This is a genomic window from Kitasatospora sp. cg17-2 (genome assembly GCF_054031055.1).
The window spans coordinates 644,122-659,861 of sequence record NZ_CM132923.1 but is presented as its reverse complement, the minus strand read 5'-3'; the positions used below and the strand labels follow the sequence as shown (position 1 = coordinate 659,861).

General features: G+C 75.0%; 16 protein-coding genes. 7 read left to right on the top strand and 9 right to left on the bottom strand.

The window, feature by feature from the left end:
- Positions 1-84: 84 nt before the first annotated feature.
- Positions 85-1,227 (bottom strand): GDSL-type esterase/lipase family protein, encoded by a 1,143-nt coding sequence (locus tag ACW14Y_RS02740; protein WP_380439673.1) that lies wholly within the window; start codon positions 1,225-1,227, stop codon positions 85-87.
- Between the two features lie 152 nt (positions 1,228-1,379).
- Positions 1,380-2,327 (bottom strand): molybdopterin-dependent oxidoreductase, encoded by a 948-nt coding sequence (locus ACW14Y_RS02735; protein WP_456985730.1) that lies wholly within the window; start codon positions 2,325-2,327, stop codon positions 1,380-1,382.
- Between the two features lie 271 nt (positions 2,328-2,598).
- Here ACW14Y_RS02735 and ACW14Y_RS02730 point away from each other — a divergent pair, with 271 nt between their 5' ends.
- Positions 2,599-3,360 carry a TIGR04222 domain-containing membrane protein gene (locus ACW14Y_RS02730; protein ID WP_456985729.1) on the top strand — a complete coding sequence of 254 codons (762 nt, stop codon included), beginning with the start codon at positions 2,599-2,601 and terminating at the stop codon, positions 3,358-3,360.
- Between the two features lie 71 nt (positions 3,361-3,431).
- Here the strand turns inward: ACW14Y_RS02730 and wrbA are convergent, their stop codons facing one another.
- Together wrbA and ACW14Y_RS02720 are read right to left on the bottom strand one after the other, a co-directional pair.
- Positions 3,432-4,127 (bottom strand): NAD(P)H:quinone oxidoreductase, encoded by a 696-nt coding sequence (gene wrbA, locus ACW14Y_RS02725; protein ID WP_456985728.1) that lies wholly within the window; start codon positions 4,125-4,127, stop codon positions 3,432-3,434.
- A 147-nt stretch (positions 4,128-4,274) separates the two neighbouring features.
- Positions 4,275-4,559, bottom strand: coding sequence for a hypothetical protein (locus ACW14Y_RS02720; protein ID WP_380306614.1), 285 nt, complete (start codon positions 4,557-4,559; stop codon positions 4,275-4,277).
- Positions 4,560-4,712: 153 nt separating this feature from the next.
- On the opposite strand from ACW14Y_RS02720, the gene ACW14Y_RS02715 reads away from it, so the two are divergent.
- Positions 4,713-5,444, top strand: a complete 732-nt coding sequence (locus tag ACW14Y_RS02715) for a TSUP family transporter (protein WP_380306616.1) — start codon at positions 4,713-4,715, stop codon at positions 5,442-5,444.
- 11 nt (positions 5,445-5,455) lie between these two features.
- Here the strand turns inward: ACW14Y_RS02715 and ACW14Y_RS02710 are convergent, their stop codons facing one another.
- The 3 genes from ACW14Y_RS02710 to ACW14Y_RS02700 form a co-directional block, all read right to left on the bottom strand.
- Entirely contained in the window at positions 5,456-6,301 is an 846-nt protein-coding gene (locus ACW14Y_RS02710; RefSeq protein ID WP_456985727.1) for an undecaprenyl-diphosphate phosphatase, read from the bottom strand.
- A 163-nt stretch (positions 6,302-6,464) separates the two neighbouring features.
- On the bottom strand, positions 6,465-7,274 hold the full coding sequence (locus ACW14Y_RS02705) for a COG4705 family protein (protein WP_456985726.1): 810 nt from the start codon (positions 7,272-7,274) through the stop codon (positions 6,465-6,467).
- A gap of 54 nt (positions 7,275-7,328) precedes the next feature.
- Entirely contained in the window at positions 7,329-7,919 is a 591-nt protein-coding gene (locus ACW14Y_RS02700; protein ID WP_456985725.1) for a hypothetical protein, read from the bottom strand.
- A gap of 185 nt (positions 7,920-8,104) precedes the next feature.
- Here ACW14Y_RS02700 and ACW14Y_RS02695 point away from each other — a divergent pair, with 185 nt between their 5' ends.
- The 3 genes from ACW14Y_RS02695 (at position 8,105) to ACW14Y_RS02685 (ending at position 10,899) form a co-directional block, all read left to right on the top strand.
- Positions 8,105-8,593 (top strand): DUF5990 family protein, encoded by a 489-nt coding sequence (locus tag ACW14Y_RS02695; protein WP_456985724.1) that lies wholly within the window; start codon positions 8,105-8,107, stop codon positions 8,591-8,593.
- A 63-nt stretch (positions 8,594-8,656) separates the two neighbouring features.
- Positions 8,657-9,223, top strand: coding sequence for a hypothetical protein (locus tag ACW14Y_RS02690; RefSeq protein ID WP_456985723.1), 567 nt, complete (start codon positions 8,657-8,659; stop codon positions 9,221-9,223).
- A gap of 110 nt (positions 9,224-9,333) precedes the next feature.
- Entirely contained in the window at positions 9,334-10,899 is a 1,566-nt protein-coding gene (locus tag ACW14Y_RS02685; protein WP_456985722.1) for a multicopper oxidase family protein, read from the top strand.
- A 67-nt stretch (positions 10,900-10,966) separates the two neighbouring features.
- On the opposite strand, the gene ACW14Y_RS02680 is transcribed toward ACW14Y_RS02685, so the two are convergent.
- On the bottom strand, positions 10,967-13,084 hold the full coding sequence (locus ACW14Y_RS02680; RefSeq protein ID WP_456985721.1) for a HelD family protein: 2,118 nt from the start codon (positions 13,082-13,084) through the stop codon (positions 10,967-10,969).
- Between the two features lie 305 nt (positions 13,085-13,389).
- A complete protein-coding gene (locus ACW14Y_RS02675) occupies positions 13,390-14,085 on the bottom strand; it encodes an RDD family protein (RefSeq protein WP_380389727.1) in 696 nt (231 codons plus the stop codon).
- A 200-nt stretch (positions 14,086-14,285) separates the two neighbouring features.
- Between ACW14Y_RS02675 and ACW14Y_RS02670 the strand changes: the two genes are divergently transcribed.
- Complete coding sequence (locus ACW14Y_RS02670; RefSeq protein ID WP_380306632.1) at positions 14,286-14,756, top strand: GreA/GreB family elongation factor; 471 nt, start codon at positions 14,286-14,288, stop codon at positions 14,754-14,756.
- A gap of 265 nt (positions 14,757-15,021) precedes the next feature.
- Positions 15,022-15,696: a DUF4360 domain-containing protein gene (locus tag ACW14Y_RS02665; RefSeq protein WP_456985720.1), complete on the top strand. Its 675-nt coding sequence runs from the start codon at positions 15,022-15,024 to the stop codon at positions 15,694-15,696.
- Positions 15,697-15,740: the final 44 nt, after the last annotated feature.

The window sequence follows — 15,740 nt, the reverse complement described above, 5'->3', positions numbered from 1 at the left end:
GAGGACAAAACGCAGCCGGCGGCTGCGCAACCCGGCGAGCCCATGCGGTCGGAGCACTGACCGGTCGGCCGCCCGTGTCTGCGGTCAGCCGCGGAACGGACCCCCGTCGGCGAAGGCGTGGCGCGCGAACCGCTCTCCCATCCGGCGGTACGCGGCCGCCGACGGGTGCAGCCCGTCGGGAAGGTCGTCCACCTCGGCGGGGCCGAGCAGTTCGCGTCCGTCGAGGTAGTGCAGGTGGGGGTCGCGGGCCCGGCGGGCCGCCACGATCCTGGCCAGCTCGTCACGGACCACCTGGAGCGAGAGTGCCCCGAGGGCCACCTCGGCCGGGTCCCCGAGCGCTGTGATCCTCCCGTCCCGGCCCACCGAGGTCGGGCCGGGGCACCCGTCGAGGGCCGGGCAGCTCACCGGTGAGACCACCAGCAGCGGAGTGTCCGGGTGCCCGTCGCGGATCGTGTCCAGGAATCCGTGCACCGCCGGGCCGAAGGTGCGCAGCCGGAAGGTGGCCCGGGCCACGATGTTGATGCCCGTCTCCAGGCTGATCAGGTCGGCGGGCAGGTCGCGGATCGTCCGGGCGACGTAGGGGTCCAGCATGTCGTTTCCCGGCTGGCTGAGGTTGGTCACCTCCGCGCCGCCGAGCGACGCCGCCACCACCGGCCAGGTGCCGGTGGGGCCGTCGGCTTCGAGGCAGTGGCTGATGGAGCTTCCGTGGTGCACCCACCGGGGTCGGCCGTCGGGCAGCGGTGCCAGGACCTCGCCGTCGGCGCGGAGCGCCACCAGTTCGGTGGGAGTCTGCTGCGGCAGCCACAGCTCGACGTCCTTCATCCCGGCCGGCAGGGCGTCGAAACGTGCCGTTGCCGGCTCGCCCGGTACCAGCCGTTGTGCGGTGCCGGGGCCCGCCATTCGCACGACATGGCCCAACGGCGCCCGCTGCCGCGCGACCAGGGCACCGTCCACCCTCAGTTCGAGCATCCCGGTCGGCCGGGGCTCCGGGGCGCCGTCGAGCTGCCCCGTGGAGGTGAGCACCACGAACTCGAGCACCCGTGCGTCGGTGCGGAACACCAACCGCACCCCCGAAGGCATCACCGTGCCCCCGAAGACCGTTGGATCCTGGTACTGCTCCTTGGTCCACGCCGGCAGTCGGCGCGGCATCACTCCCACAGGTGTCGCCTCCAGGTCCAGCGCACCCCGGATCTCGACCGGCCCGTCCACCAGCGGATAGTCCCGCATCGCCACTGTCACCGCTCCTCGGCTCTGCCCCTCCGGCCGGGCAGGTGCTCGACCGGGACCATCGGGCTTCTCCCCGACCCTACGCACGAGGGCGGCAGTTGTGGCAACCGGCGGGCCAGTGGCACCTCCGGGCCCGGGGACCCTGAGAGGACTCAGCGGGCCACCAGCTCGATCCCGTGCACGGCGTTCCGCGCGCCGCCGGGCGGTTGGACGCGGCCCCGGGCGTCGGTGGCCCGGCAGCGGATCAGGTGCCGGCCCGGGGCGAGCGCGCAGGGCAGGGTGAACCGCTGCCAGACGGGCTGCGGGCCGCGCGACTCCAGCCGGGCCGGGCGCCAGCCGTCGTCGTCGACGGCGACCTCCACCGCGACGACCGGGTCGAAGCCCCAGGCCCGGCCGGTCACCTGGAACGGCCCGGCCGGGACGGCGTCCCCGTCGCGTGCCCCGACCAGCCTGCTGTTGACCTCGACCTCCCGCACCGGCCGAGCGGCGCCGCCGCCCGGCGGGACCCGGGTGTACAGCCGGGTGGTGAAGAGGTGCTCGGGCCGGTGGTCGGCCAGCACGACGCGGGTCAGCCACTTGACCGAGTTGGTGCCGAAGAAGCGGGGGACCACCGCGCGCAGCGGGAAGCCGTGCTCTATCGGCAGCGGCGCGCCGTTCACGGTGTCGGCGAGCAGCACCTCGGCGCGGGCCACGTCCAGCGGGAGGTCCTTGAGGTAGGCCAGGCCCTGTTCGCCCGCGAACGCGCCCCGGTCGGCCCCCTCCAGCCAGAGGTGACGGGCCTGCGGGCGCACACCCGCCAGGTCCAGTACGGCGGACAGCGGCACCCCGGACCAGGCGAGGTTGGCGACGGCCCGGGTCGGCACGTCGGGGTGGGAGGGGTGGCCGAAGCACTCGTGGAAGGCGGTGAGGTCCGTGCGCGGCAGTGCGCCCAGGGCCGGGAGGTCCAGCCGCAGCGGCCGGTCCACCAGGCCCTCGACGGTCAGTGTCCAGGCGTCGGCGTCGAGTCGGGGTGGCGGCCCGAGGTGGCTGCGGCGGAAGACCTGGCCGACGGGGGTGAGGAAGGCGTCGGGAATGCTCGGATCGACGGGTGCTGCCGGCACGCGGGCTCCGTACGTCGTCGGGCGGCCCGGGAAGCCCGGAAGGACCGTGAGGACCGGAAGGACCGTGAGGACCGGAAGGGCATGAGGACCGGAGGGCGGACGGGCTCCACCCCCGAACGGTCCGTGTACCCCCGCGGCCGCCCGCCGATGCGGAACCGGGCCCGGATACTCTGGCGGGCGTCGGCGTCGGCGTCGGCGTTGGCGTCGGCGTCGCGGGTGCGCCGATCGACGGGGCGGGGTGGTGGCCGTGCGCGGACCGCAGGACCGGACGGTGGGCCAAGAGCCCTCGAACGGCGAGGAACTGACGCTCCACGAGCTCGCCCTGCTGGCCGGCGGGGCCTGGCGGGTCGCCGAGACGGCGCTGGCCCGGATGCTGCTGGACGCCAGGGTGGAGATCGACCGGCACGGGACGGTCCGGGTGGTCCGTCCCCGCCCCCGCGACGAGGTGGAGGCCGTACTGCTCGCCGCGCTGGGCCCGTCCGGCAGCGGGTGGCTCGGCGCCCCGCGCGCGGCCTTCGGCACCAGCGCGCCGGCCTGCCGGCTGGAGGACGGCCTGCGCGACCGGGGCCTGATCGTCGGCGGCAGAACCGGTCCCGACCGGGGCCGTCCACTGCTGCTGCCGACCTGGCTGGCCGTCCTGCTGCTGGTCCTCCTCGCGGTCGGCACCGTCCGGGTCGCCGCGGCCGCCGGAGCGGGCCCCGGCCCGGCCTTCCTGTTCGCCGCCCTGCTGCCGCTCCTGGTGGCCTTCGAGCTGAACCGCTTCGGCGCGTGCTGCGACCTGGAGGATTCCCACTGGCGCCCGGCCGCCCGCGTCGAACCGCTGCTCACCGCCCTCCGTACCGGCGCGCCCCTCCCACCGGGCTGGAGGCTCGCCCCGGACGCCCTCGCCCCGGACGCCCTCGCCCCGGCCGGCCGCACCACCTGGGCCGCCGTCGCCGTCGACGGCGTCCCCGCCCTCGGGCGCCACCACCTCACCGGCGCGTTCCACGGAGTCCGTCCCCGCCCACCGCGGCCCCGCCGGAACCCCTCCTGAGATCCGGACCCGGTGGGGGCCGCCGCCCGACGGCGGCGGCCCCGTTCGCCTCGGAGTTCTCCGGCGGCCGGTCAGCCGCTGTGGGCGCCGAGTCCGCTGTCGGCGTCCGCGGCGTCCGCGGCGTCCGCGGCGTCCTCGACGGCGTCGGGGGCGGCGAGGGCCTGGGTGCCCGCCTGGAGGCGGAGCGTGGTGCGGGCCAGACGCTCGCCCTGGTAGCGGGCCGCGGCCAGGATGGAGGGCTCGGGGCCGTCCTCGGCGTCGCCGGTCGCGGCGGTGCCGTACGGGTTGCCGCCGGCCGCGAACACGAGCGGGTCGGTGTAGCCGGGCGGGACGATCAGTGCGCCCCAGTGGTAGAAGACGTTGGACAGCGACAGGATGGTGGCCTCGGCGCCGCCGTGCCGGTTGTACGCGGCGGTGAAGACCGTCACCGGCTTGTCCGCCAGCTGCCCCGCCTGCCAGAGCCCGCTGGCCTGGTCGATGAACTGCTTGAGCTGCGCCGCCGGCGCGCCGAAGCGCGAGGGTGTGCCGAACGCGTAGGCGTCGGCCCACTCCAGGTCGTCCAGGGTGGCCTCTTCGAGGGCCGCGGTGGCGTCGGCGTGCTGCCGCCAGAGCGGATTGCTGTCGATGGCCTTGTCGGGCGCCAGTTCGGCGACCCGCCGCAGCCGGACCTCGGCCCCGGTCGAGGCCGCTCCTTCGACGACCGCCTGCGCGAGCGCGTGCACGGTACCGGTGGCGCTGTAGTGGATGACTGCGACCTTTACGGTCATGTCCCTGTCCCCGCCTGTCAATTGATGATCGGTTGTGCGGATCATGTTATGGGCAGAGCAAGATCACCGGGGTAGGAGTAGGGGGGTCGTTTTGGTCTATTACCGCCTGGCCCGCGGAGCTGAGCGGGTTGCCGGTCGGTCGCCGGTTCAGGTCCCGCAGGCCGGGAGCAGCAGCAGGCGCTCGGGGTCGAACGGGACCCAGGTCGGGGCCTCGCCCCGGCCCAGCGCCCGGACCCGGCACCAGGCCCGCTCGCCGGCCGACGGCCGCCACCAGCCGTTGATCCGGCCGACCGTCCAACTGCCGTCCGCCCGGTTGATCTGGACCGGCTGGTACGCCGGTTCGACCTCGTGTTCCGGCGGCTGCCACCCGGCTCCGTCGGCCGGGCCGGTGGCGGGGCCGGTGCGGGTGTCGTGGTGCGGACGGTCTGCCATGTCTCCCCCTACTGGCTGCTGCTGCCTGCGGCGCGGGTCGCCGGGAACGACTCTACAGATCTGTAGTAGTTCGTGGGGGTCCAACACCGAACCCGGTGCGCGGTGCCGACCGGGCATGCGGTTGGGTGGCTGCACACGGGTGAAGGGGGAGACGTGGCTGACGGCTGGGGTGCGGCGGTGCTGTTGGGGCTGTTGGTGCTGGTGGGGTCGTCCGTGCAGCGACTGGCGGGCATGGGCTTCGCGCTCGTCTGCGGACCGGCACTGGTCCTGCTGCTGGGGCCGGGCGACGGGGTGACGCTCTCCAACTGCGCGGCCTGCGCCATCAGCGCCGTCGGCCTGGCCGGCAGTTGGCGGCAGGTCCGGCTCGGCCGGATGCTGCCCCTGATGGCGGCGGCCGCCTGCACCGTCCCGATGGGAGCGTGGGTCGCGGACCGGATACCGCCGCCGACCCTGCTGATCGGCATCGGACTGCTGGTCACCGCGGCGGCCCTGCTGGTCATCCGCGGAGTCCGGGCCTCCTCGCTGCGCGGTCTCCGCGGCGCGGTGGCGGCCGGCGCGGCGAGCGGGTTCATGAACTCCGCAGCCGGCGTCGGCGGCCCGGCCGTGTCGCTCTACGCGGTCAACACCGGTTGGACCGCCCGCGAGTTCGTGCCCAACGCGCAGCTCTACGGAGTGGTCGTCAACGTCTTCTCGATCGCCGCCAAGGGAGTGCCCCACCTGGCCGCCCCCGCCTGGTCGGCGACGGCGGCCGGGATCGTCCTGGGCGCGGGCGTCGGGCACGCCCTGACGGAACGCGTGACCGAACGCCCCGCCCGGCTGGTGGTACTGACCCTGGCCCTGGCCGGCGGCCTGGTCACCCTCGGCAAGGGGCTCTGGGAACTCTGAGTCCCGGGACCCTAGTGGGCCGCCCCGGCGTTCGGGGCGAGGACGCCCGCGGTGACCAGGCCGATGATCAGGACGCCGAGCAGGATCCGGTACACCACGAACGGTAGGAAGCTGTGGTGCGAGATGTACTTCAGGAACCAGGCGATCGCCGCGTAGCCGACCGCGAAGGCGATCAGGGTGGCGAGGGCCGTCGGCCCCCAGGCGGGCGCCGGGCCCTCGCCGATCTTGAACAGCTCCAGCGTGCCCGAGGCGAGCACCGCCGGGACCGCCAGCAGGAAGGAGTAGCGTGCGGCCGCCTCCCGGCTGTAGCCGAGGAACAAGCCCGCGCTGATGGTGCCGCCCGACCGCGAGACGCCCGGTATCAGCGCCAGTGACTGGGCCGCGCCGTAGACCACCGCGTGCGGGAAGGTCAGCGAGTCGATCTGCCGGGCACCGCGGACGGCCCGGCTGCGGTCCGCGGCCGCCAGGACCAGGCCGAAGACGATCAGCGTGGTGCCGATGATCCGCAGATCCCGCAGCTGGGTCTCGATCGTGGTCTGGAACAGCTTGCCGAGGATCGCGATCGGCAGCGTGCCGACGATCACGAACCAGCCGATCCGGGCGTTCGGGTCGCGTCGCAGGGCCGGGGTCCACAGCGAGCGGGTCCAGGTGGTGACGATCGCGGTGATGTCCTTGCGGAAGTAGATCAGGACCGCGGACTCGGTGCCGAGCTGGGTGACGGCGGTGAAGGCCGCGCCGGGGTCGTCCCAGCCCAGCAGTGCGGAGAAGACCCGCAGATGGGCGCTGGAGGAGACCGGCAGGAACTCGGTGAGTCCCTGGATCAGGCCGAGGACGGCCGCGTGGAACCACTCGGTCACCGGACACCCGCCACGCAGGTCCGTCGTTCGCTTCGCATCGTGTCTTCCTGTTCCGCTCGGAGGGGGAGGGCCTGGTGGGGTTGCCGCCGGGGCGTGGCCCGCGGCGGGCCACGCCCCGGCGCCGCCGTCGTCCCGGGTGGGGCGCGGTCGGTCGGGCGATCGGTCAGACTGCCGCCCGGGCCGGCTGTCGGGACCGGGTGGCGAGCCACAGGACGGCGACGGCGATCACGGCACCGAGGACCAGGCTGACCGGGCCGGTGCCGAAGCCGAGGCCGCCGCGCTCCCGGCCCACGCCCACCCAGTCGGCGAAGCAGGCACCGAGCGGGCGGGTGAGGACGTACGCCCACCAGAACGCCAGGACCGACGGCAGGCGCAGTACCCGGTGGCCGAGTGCCGGCACGGCGATGAGGGCGGCGAACAGCAGCCCCGAGGCCAGGTAGCCCCAGCCGAGGCCGGCGGCCGTCAGATCGCCGACGGCGGTGCCGAGGGCGAAGGTCGTCATCACCGCCGCCCAGTAGAGGACTTCGCGACGCCCGCCGCGCACGGTGTCCACGGCGAGGGTGCCCTCCAGGCGGTGCCACAGCCCGAAGACCCCGGCGAGCGCCAGGGCGAACGCGGTGGCCGAGACGGCGTACGGGACGCCGAGGGCCACGTGCGCGACATCGGCGGCCATGGTGCCGAAGACGCTGACCATCACCACCGCCGCCCAGTACACGGCGGGCCGGTGACGATCCGCCCGGGCCTGGGCGGCCAGCGCCGCCGCGAGCAGCACGGCGGCGCCGGCCACGGCCGGGACGGGACCGAGGGCGCGGGCGAGGTAGTCGGAGGTGGTCTCGCCCATGCCGGTGGTGAGGATCTTCACGGCCCAGAACGAGGCGGTGACGGCGGGCACCTTGTTCCGGCCCACCGCCGCTGGGGTCTCCCGGGGCCGGCGCCGGAGCCCGGGTGTGCCGGTCGTCCTCGTGTCGCTCACCGCGGCGTGCTCCTTCCGCGGCGCGGCCGTCCCGCGCCGCCGTGCGAGGGGGTGTCAGCCACCGGTGACGGTGTTGGAGGTGAGCGCCAGGGTGGTGCCGTCGACGGTGACCGCGTGCCGGACGCCGTCCGGGCCGAGGACCACCGCTTGCCAGGCGCGGCCGCCGCCGGTGGCGGACACCGGGCGCAGGGACTCGACCTTGCCGCCGGGCACCGCGGAGGAGGCCTTGACCGCGGCGTCCGCCGCGTCGGCGGACGGCAGCGGCGCGGGTGCCGGGTGCGGGCCGGTACCGTCGGCGGGCCGGTCGTCGTTCCGCTCGCCGTTCCGCTCGCTGTCGTGGCCGTCGTGGCCGTCGTGGCCGTCCGCGCGGTCCGCCCGGGTGCGGCCGTGGTCGTGGTCGTGGCCACGACCGTCGGCGTGGGCGGAGGCCCGGTCGTCCCTCTCCTCGAAGCCGTGGTGCGCTGCGGCCGTCGCAGCGCCGCCGGCCAGCAGGACCGTCGCCGCGACGGCGCCGCCCCATCGCGCCCGGCGGCCTGGCCGCCACCGCCGCGACGGCGCCTGAGCCGCCTGCGCCTGCGCCTGCTTCGGCTCCCGCTTCGGCTCCTGGAACTCCCGCTCACCCATGGACTCGTCCACCGTGCTCACCCCGGCTCCCCGACGTCGCCGGGCCCCGTGCCCGGTCGATCGGGGCCCAGCATGGCGTGAGCGGGCTGAAGCCTCGCTGAAGACCTGAAGAGGTCTTCAGCTCCGGTGCGGGGAGGGCGGATCCGGAGCCGGGGGAGGCCGGGCCGGGGGTGCGTCCGGGCGGCCCGGGCGGGGAGACTGTCCCCGTGCAGATCCGAATCGAAGCCGTCGACCTTCCCGGCCGTTCCTGCCCCGGCGGGCCGGAGCCGGACGCTCCCGATCTCCTCGACGTGCGGGTGGCCGTGCAGCGGCGCGAGCGGCCCGGTGAGTTGCTGGACGTCCACCCCGGTGACGCGGCCTCGGCCGTCTGGACGCTGGAGTGCACGGCGAGTCCGCTGGCGGAGGGCATCGACCTCAAGGGCCCCTATGTGCAGGGGCGGCCCGGGCAGCGCTTCGTCTACCTGGTGTGGGGGAACGTCGACCCGGACGGGCAGTTCACCATGTTCCGGCGGGCGAAGCTCATGCTCGACGGGGTGGACGGGCAGGTCCTCGCCGAGGCGGTGACCGCCGGGCGGCTGGTCGCCCGGCTCGGGCTGACGGACGCCAAGGGGCTGCCGCTGTGCGCGGCGGTCCGTCCGCCCCTGGTGACCTGGTCGGCGGAGAGCGCGACCGGGGCCGGCGAAGGGCGGTCCTGACCGTCGCGGCGGGTCCGTGGGCCTTACGGCGCGCATATACCGGGGCGGGGTATGGTGACCGCCATGAGCCGCCCGGACGCCGAAGCCTCCCCCCACGGGCCCGCCGCCCGTACCGGGGCGGCCGGGCGTCCGTACCGGAACCACCGGCGGTGGACGGGGGCGGCCGTCCTGGTGCTGCTGCTGACGGCCCTCGGGCTGATCGGCCACCACACCCTGCCGCCGGGCGTGACGCCGGCCTCGCACGCCCCGGTCGTCATGGCGCACGGTCCGGCGGCGCAGAGTCCAGCGGTGCACAGTACGGCGGTGCAGAGTCCAGCGGTGCAGAGCACGGCGGCGCACCGTCCGGCGGCGCACGGCACAGCGGCGCACGGCACAACGCCGCACGCCGCTCCCGTCGGGGCCACCACGGCGCCCGTCGTCACCGACCCCGTCCGGGCCTGCGCCGAACACCGGATCTGCTCCTCGACCGTGCCCGCGCGCGGCGCGGCCCTCGCCGCCCCGCCCGCCGCCGCCCTCGCCGCACCCGGTCACCCCGACCCGGCGCCCCGCCCGGCGGTCGCCCACCCCGGCCTGCCCTGGCCGGGCGCACCACCCCCCGACCTCGACGTCCTCTCCGTCGCGCGCAGATAGGCGCCCCTCGGCGGCCGGGAGCCGGAACTCCGGCCCCTCGCCGCCGGGCGGACCCGTCCACCGGCACGGGCGACCACCGTGCCACCACGCGCACCCACCGAGAGACCTCGATGCCCGAGTTCACCGTCAACCGTCGTTCCCTCCTGCTCGCGGGCCTCGGCGCCGCCGGCGCCGGCCTGCTCGCCGCCTGTTCGGACAGCCCCGCGCCGCCGCCGCTCGTCGACCCCTCCGGCAGCCCCGTCGCCCGGGCGGAGGCCGCCCGCGGCGGCACCGGCCGGGAACGCCCCGTGACCGTCACCGCGACGGCCGACACCGTCGACCTGGGCGGCGGGACCACCGCCCGGACCTGGACCTTCGGGTCCCTGCCGGGCACCCCGGTCCGCACCACGGCCGGGGACACCCTGGTCGCCACGCTCAACAACCACCTGCCCGACCCGACCTCGCTCCACTGGCACGGTCTGGCGCTGCGCAACGACATGGACGGCGTACCTCCGGTCACCATGCGGCCGGTCCCGCCGGGCGGCAGCTTCACCTACCGCTTCGTCACCGACCGGCCGGGCACCTACTGGTTCCATCCGCACGTCGGGGTCCAGCTCGACCGGGGCCTGTACGCGCCGCTGATCGTCGAGGACCCGGGGGAGCCGCTGGGCTACGACGAGGAGTGGGTGGTCGTGCTGGACGACTGGCTGGACGGCGTCACCGGCACGCCCGACCAGGCCTTCGCCGAACTCCGCAAGGGGATGGGCGGCGGCGGTGGCTCCGGCGGCCACGACATGGGCGGCCACAACATGCCCGGCAGCGGTGGCAGCAGCACCGGCGGCAAGGGCGGCGGCGCCGGGTCGTTCATGCTCATGGGCGCCACCAGCGCGCTGCTCGGCGGCGACGCCGGGGACGTCCGGCACCCGCACCACCTGGTGAACGGCCGGATCGCCGACGATCCCGAGGTGTACCGGTCGGCGCCGGGTCGGCGGGTGCGGCTGCGGATCGTCAACGCGGGCGCCGACACCGCCTACCGCCTCGCGCTGGGCGGCCACCGGCTGACCGTGACCCACACCGACGGCTTCCCGGTCCGCCACGAGGAGGTGGACGCCCTGCTGGTCGGGATGGGCGAGCGCTACGACGTCCTGGTCACCCTCCAGGACGGCGTCTTCCCGCTGACCGCGCTCGCCGAGGGGAAGGAGGCCGCCGGACGCGCCCTGGTCCGCACGGGCACGGGCGAGGCGCCCGCCGCCGCCTTCCGCCCCGCCGAGCTGAACGGCCGGCTCCTCGCCGCCACCGACCTGCGGGCGGCGGAGGAGGCCGGGCTGCCGAAGCGGACGCCCGACCGCACCCACCGGATCGAACTGACCGGCGGGATGGCCGCGTACGACTGGGCGCTGAACGGGCGCCCCTTCGACATGGCCGACCCGGCCGCGCGACCCTTCCTCGTCGGCGACGGCGAGCGGGTGCGGCTGGAGTTCGTGAACCGGACCGACATGTGGCACCCGATGCACCTGCACGGCCACACCTTCCAGGTGGGCGACGACGGCCCGCGCAAGGACACCGTGATCGTGCTGCCCGGGCGGACGGTGGTCTGCGACTTCGAGGCGGACAACCCGGGGCAGTGGATGACGCACTGTCACAACGCCTACCACGGCGAGGCGGGGATGATGGGGCTGCTCGCCTACCGCGCCTGACCGGGGACCGGGATCCCGGGGGCGGCAGGCGCGCAGCCCGCCGCCCCCGGGGCACGTCCGGTCCGGGTCAGTCCTCGCGCACCACGATCGTGCAGAGGCGCTTGGTGGCCCGGGTGAGCGCGACGTACAGGTCGCGGTCGCCGCCGGGCCGGGCCGAGGCGATCGCGTCGGGGTCGAGCACGACGGCCGTGTCGAACTCCAGCCCGCGCGCCTCGGAGGCCGGGACCAGTCGGGCGAGCCGGTCCGCGCCCGCCGCCGTCAGGGCGTCCACCGAGCCGTCCGGGCAGATCACGCCGATGAGTTCGCCGGGGTGGGCGGCCGACTGCTCGCGCAGTTCGGCGAGCAGGGTGTCCGTGAGCCCGGCGGGCGAGGCGTCGCGGCTGCGGGGCTCCTCGCCGTGCCGGATCGAGCCGATCGGGGCCTGGTCCGGCGCGATCCGGGCCAGCAGCTCGCGGGTGGTGGCGAGGATCTCCTCGGTGGTCCGGTAGCTGACGGTCAGCGTGCGCAGGTCGAACCGGCCCCCGAGGTGCGGGTCCAGCGCCTCGTGCCAGCCGCGCGCCGTGGTGGCCGGGCCGGCCTGGGCGAAGTCGCCGACCAGGGTCATCGACCGGGCCGGGCAGCGGCGCAGGACCGTCCGCCACTGGAGCGCGGTGAACTCCTGCGCCTCGTCCACCACCACATGGCCGAAGGTCCGGGCCGGCGGGCCGTCCAGCAGCGCCGCCGCCTCGTCCAGCAGCGGCAGGTCCGCGTCGGTCCACGGCGAGCCCGGGGTCCGCAGCAGGACGCGGTGCTCCTCGGCGGTGAACCCCGGCAGGCGCGCGGCCAGCGTCCCGAGGTCCCCGAGCAGGGCGTCCACCACCGCGTCGGGCGTCAGGTGCGGCCACAGCTCCTCGACCGTGCGCTCGACCAGGTCGTCGTCGAGCAGGGCGGCCCGCATCGCGTCCTGGTCGAACTCCGCCCCGCCGGCCACCGGATCGGCCTCGATGCCCAGGTTGCGCAGGTCCGCCGCGGTGGCCCGGTCGAGGTCCAGGCCGGTCAGCTCGGCCACCTCGGCGTCGATCCGCTCCAGCGTCTCGGCGGCCCCGCGGGCCAGGTCCCTGGTCACCGCGTCGACCAGCATCTCCTTGAACAGTCCGCGGGCCCGGTGGTGCGGGAGACCGCCCATCAGTGCGGCGTCACGCGTCCGGGCGACCTCCGCCTCGCCCAGACACACGTCGTCCTGCCCGACCCGCACGGCGAACTCCCCGCCGGGCGCCTGCCGTTCGCGCACCGTCGCCGCGAGCGCCCCGACCAGCGCGACGTCGCCCTTGAGTCTGGCCGCCCCCGGCCGTTCGACGGCGGCGGCGGGAGCCGCCGGAGCCCTCGACCCCGTTCCGTTCCCCCAGCCCGGTGCGGCCAGTTCGGCGCAGGTCGCGAGCACGACCTCGCTCTCGCCGAGCGAGGGCAGCACGTGCGAGATGTACTCCAGGAAGCGGGCGTTGGGCACCAGCACGCCCCGCTCGGCGGCCTTCGGGAAGGCGTAGAGCACATAGGCGGCGCGGTGCAGCGCGACCACCGTCTTCCCGGTGCCGGGACCGCCCTGGACCACGGTGACGCCGCGGTGCTGGGAGCGGACGATCGCGTCCTGCTCGGTCTGGAGGGTGGCCACCGCGGTGCCCATCCGGCCGGTGCGGCGGGCCTCCAGCGCGGCCGCGAGCGGGCCGTCGCCGACCACATCCTCGGCGGTGGGCTCGGAGCCGTCGAGCAGTTCGTCGCTCACCCCGACCACCGTGCGCTCCGTCAGCCGCAGGTGGCGTCGTCGTCGCAGGCCCATCGGGTGCACGGGTGTCGCTTCGTAGAACGCGCGGGCGGCGTCGGCCCGCCAGTCGACCAGGGCGGGCAGCTCGTCCTCGTCGCGCTGGAGGCTCAGCCGGCCGATCCGCAGCGCCGTGCCGTCGGCCAGGTCGATCCGGCCGAACACCAGGCCGCCCTCGGCACCTTCGAGCCGCCGCACCTCCCGGGCGAGCTGTTCGGCGGCCAGGTCCCTCTCGTACGCCCCGGTGGCGCCGTCCGCCTTCTCGGCGAGTGTCCCGACGAGCCGGGCCCTGGTGTCGGCGAGGCGTTCGTCGAACAGCGCGACGACGGCGGCCACCTCCGCCCGCTCCAGCTCCACTTGGTGTACCACGTTGTCCTCGACCTGCGGCAAGGCAGCGCTCCTCTCGGGTTCGGCCTGTCACTATGCGAGGACGCGCGGGGAATGTAAATGTTGACGTTCCGGCTCGGACTGTGTCCACGGGCCGCCGCCGGGCCCGCGGATCCGACGAGGTGTCACCTCTTCGGGGGCTTCCCGCAAGCCGCCGGAACCGGTACCGGGCGAGGGCCGGTACCGGGCGAGGGCCAGGGCCGGTACCGGGCCGGAACCGGTACCGGACGTCGGACGGGCCGCCGGCCGAGGACCGGACCGGCGCCCGTCCCGACGTCCGGTCGGGGGCGTTCGCGGGAGGCCGCGGCTCAGGACTCCTTGACCACCACGGTCTTCGCCGCCTTGTCGTGCAGGGCCTGCTGGAGCGGCTTGTCCCAGAGCGGGAACAGGACGTTGACGAGCGCGAAGAGGGAGCCGATGCAGTAGACCGCGTTGGGCAGCGTGTACACGGCCGCGCGGATCAGCAGCGAGTTCTCGGCCGGCTTCCCGCCGTGCCCGAGGTCCACGACCCGAAGCTTCATCACCTTCTTGCCGACCGTCTGGCCGCCCTGGGTGAGCAGCATCGCCGCCTCGTAGCCGAAGGCGAGCAGGCCCGCCACGACGTAGTAGAGGATCGAGGCGCCGAGGACGACGAAGACCAGCAGGGTCGGGACGATGAGCACGGCGACGTCGATCAGCCGGGCGACCAGGCGCTCCCCGATCGGCGCGAGCTGACGCGTCCCCGGCACCGGGGCGCCGCCGTACCCGCCGGGCTGGCCGAGCCAGTGCGGCAGGCCGGCCTGCGGCTGCTGGCCGTAGGGCTGCTGCGGGGGAACGCCGTAACCGGGCTGCCCGTACGGGGCCTCCTGCTTGTACGCCTGCTGGTCGTACGGGGGCTGCTGTCCGTAGGGCGGCTGCTGGCCGGCCGGGGGCTGCTGTCCGTAGGGGTTCTGCTGTCCGTAGGGGTTGGACCCGTCGTACGGGTTCTCGTTCTGGCCGTACCCGGTGGGGCCGTTGGTGCTCATCCTGGCTGGTTCCCTGCCTCGGAAGTGGTGGTACGGCTGTTCTACCGATCATCGGACGGGTGCGGGAAGACGGACGGGCAAGTCGTTACCGATCAGGGGCGACCTTGTCGCCGAGCCGAGCACCGAGGAGTCCTGTTATGTTCGGATTGCCGGAATCAGCCTGCGCCGCCCGATCGGGCGGCTCGACCAGGGAGGCCGGAATGACCGGTGCACCCGAACCCATCAGCGACGCCGGCCGTGCCGTGCTGGAGCGGGACCTGGCCGACTTGCGCACGGAACGCGAGGCCGTCGCCGCCACGCTGCGGGGCGGTGAGGAGGTCGGCGACCGGGCCGACCAGGCCGACGAACTGCAACGGGCCGACGTCCTCGACCGGTTGGACGACAGGATCACCGTGATCGAGGGCCGACTGCGGGAGGCGGCGGTCGCGGGCGCGCCGAGCACCGAGACGGTCGGTGTCGGCAGCACGGTGACCCTGCGCTTCCAGGACGCCGCCGAGTTGACCGTCCGGATCGGCGAACTGGCCGAGGAGCTGGACCCGGAGCTGGTGACCGACGACAGCCCGCTCGGTCAGGTCCTGCTCGGCCGCAGGGTCGGCGAGACCGTCGAGTACGACGCTCCCGGCGGTCGGACCACCGCGGAGGTGCTGTCGATCGGCGACGCCGGAGCGTGACGAGGGCTCCTCCCGGGAGGAGCCGGCCCGGCGGGTGTGCGTGCAGGCGTGCGGAGGGCCCGGCGGGCGCGCGGTCGGTGTGCACTCCGGGGCGTACCGCGCGCGCCGGGCCGGGGGCTTCCGCCCGGGCGCCCCGGTGTGCGCCCCGCCGCGCCGCTGTACGGGGCCGGGAGTGCGTGCTGACATGGACGCGTCAAGCTCGTCGGTGGTCCCGCACGAGGGGGTGCGCGGCCAGGAGCCGACGGGCGAGAGGGAGGAAACGCCCATGTCCCTTCGCACCCTGTCCGCCGGCACCGCCGCCGCAGCGCTGCTCGGCACGGCCCTCGTCGGCACGGTCGGTACCGCCGGCACCGCCTTCGCCACCGGGTGGGACACCCCGCCGCCGGACAAGATCGTCATCTCCGTCGCCACCGTGAACGGTTCCGGCTGCCCGGCCGGGACGGCCGCGGTCGCCGTGTCCCCGGACAACACCGCGTTCACCGTGACCTACAGCAACTACGTGGCCCAGGTCGGCCTCGGATCGAAGCCGACGGACTTCCGCAAGAACTGTCAGCTCAACCTGAACGTGCACGTCCCGCAGGGCTTCACCTACGCCGTCGCCGCCGCCGACTACCGGGGCTTCGCCCACCTGGAGAAGGGCGCGACCGCAGTCCAGCGCGCCAACTACTACTTCCAGGGCTCGCCGCAGACCACCTACTCCAGCCACAGCTTCACCGGCGCGCTCGACGACAGCTGGCAGGCGACCGACACCGTCGCGGTCGAGGCCCTGGTCTGGGCGCCGTGCGGCGAACTGCGCAACTTCAACATCAACACCGAGCTGCGGGTGGCCGCCGGAAGCTCGGACCCGACCAGGACCACCAGCTTCATGACGATGGACTCCACCGACGGCAGCATCAACACCGTCTACCACTTCGCGTGGAAGCACTGCCCCCAGGGCTGACCCGGGCGGAGTCGCCGCCGCCCCGGCCGGGCACTCCGGTCGGG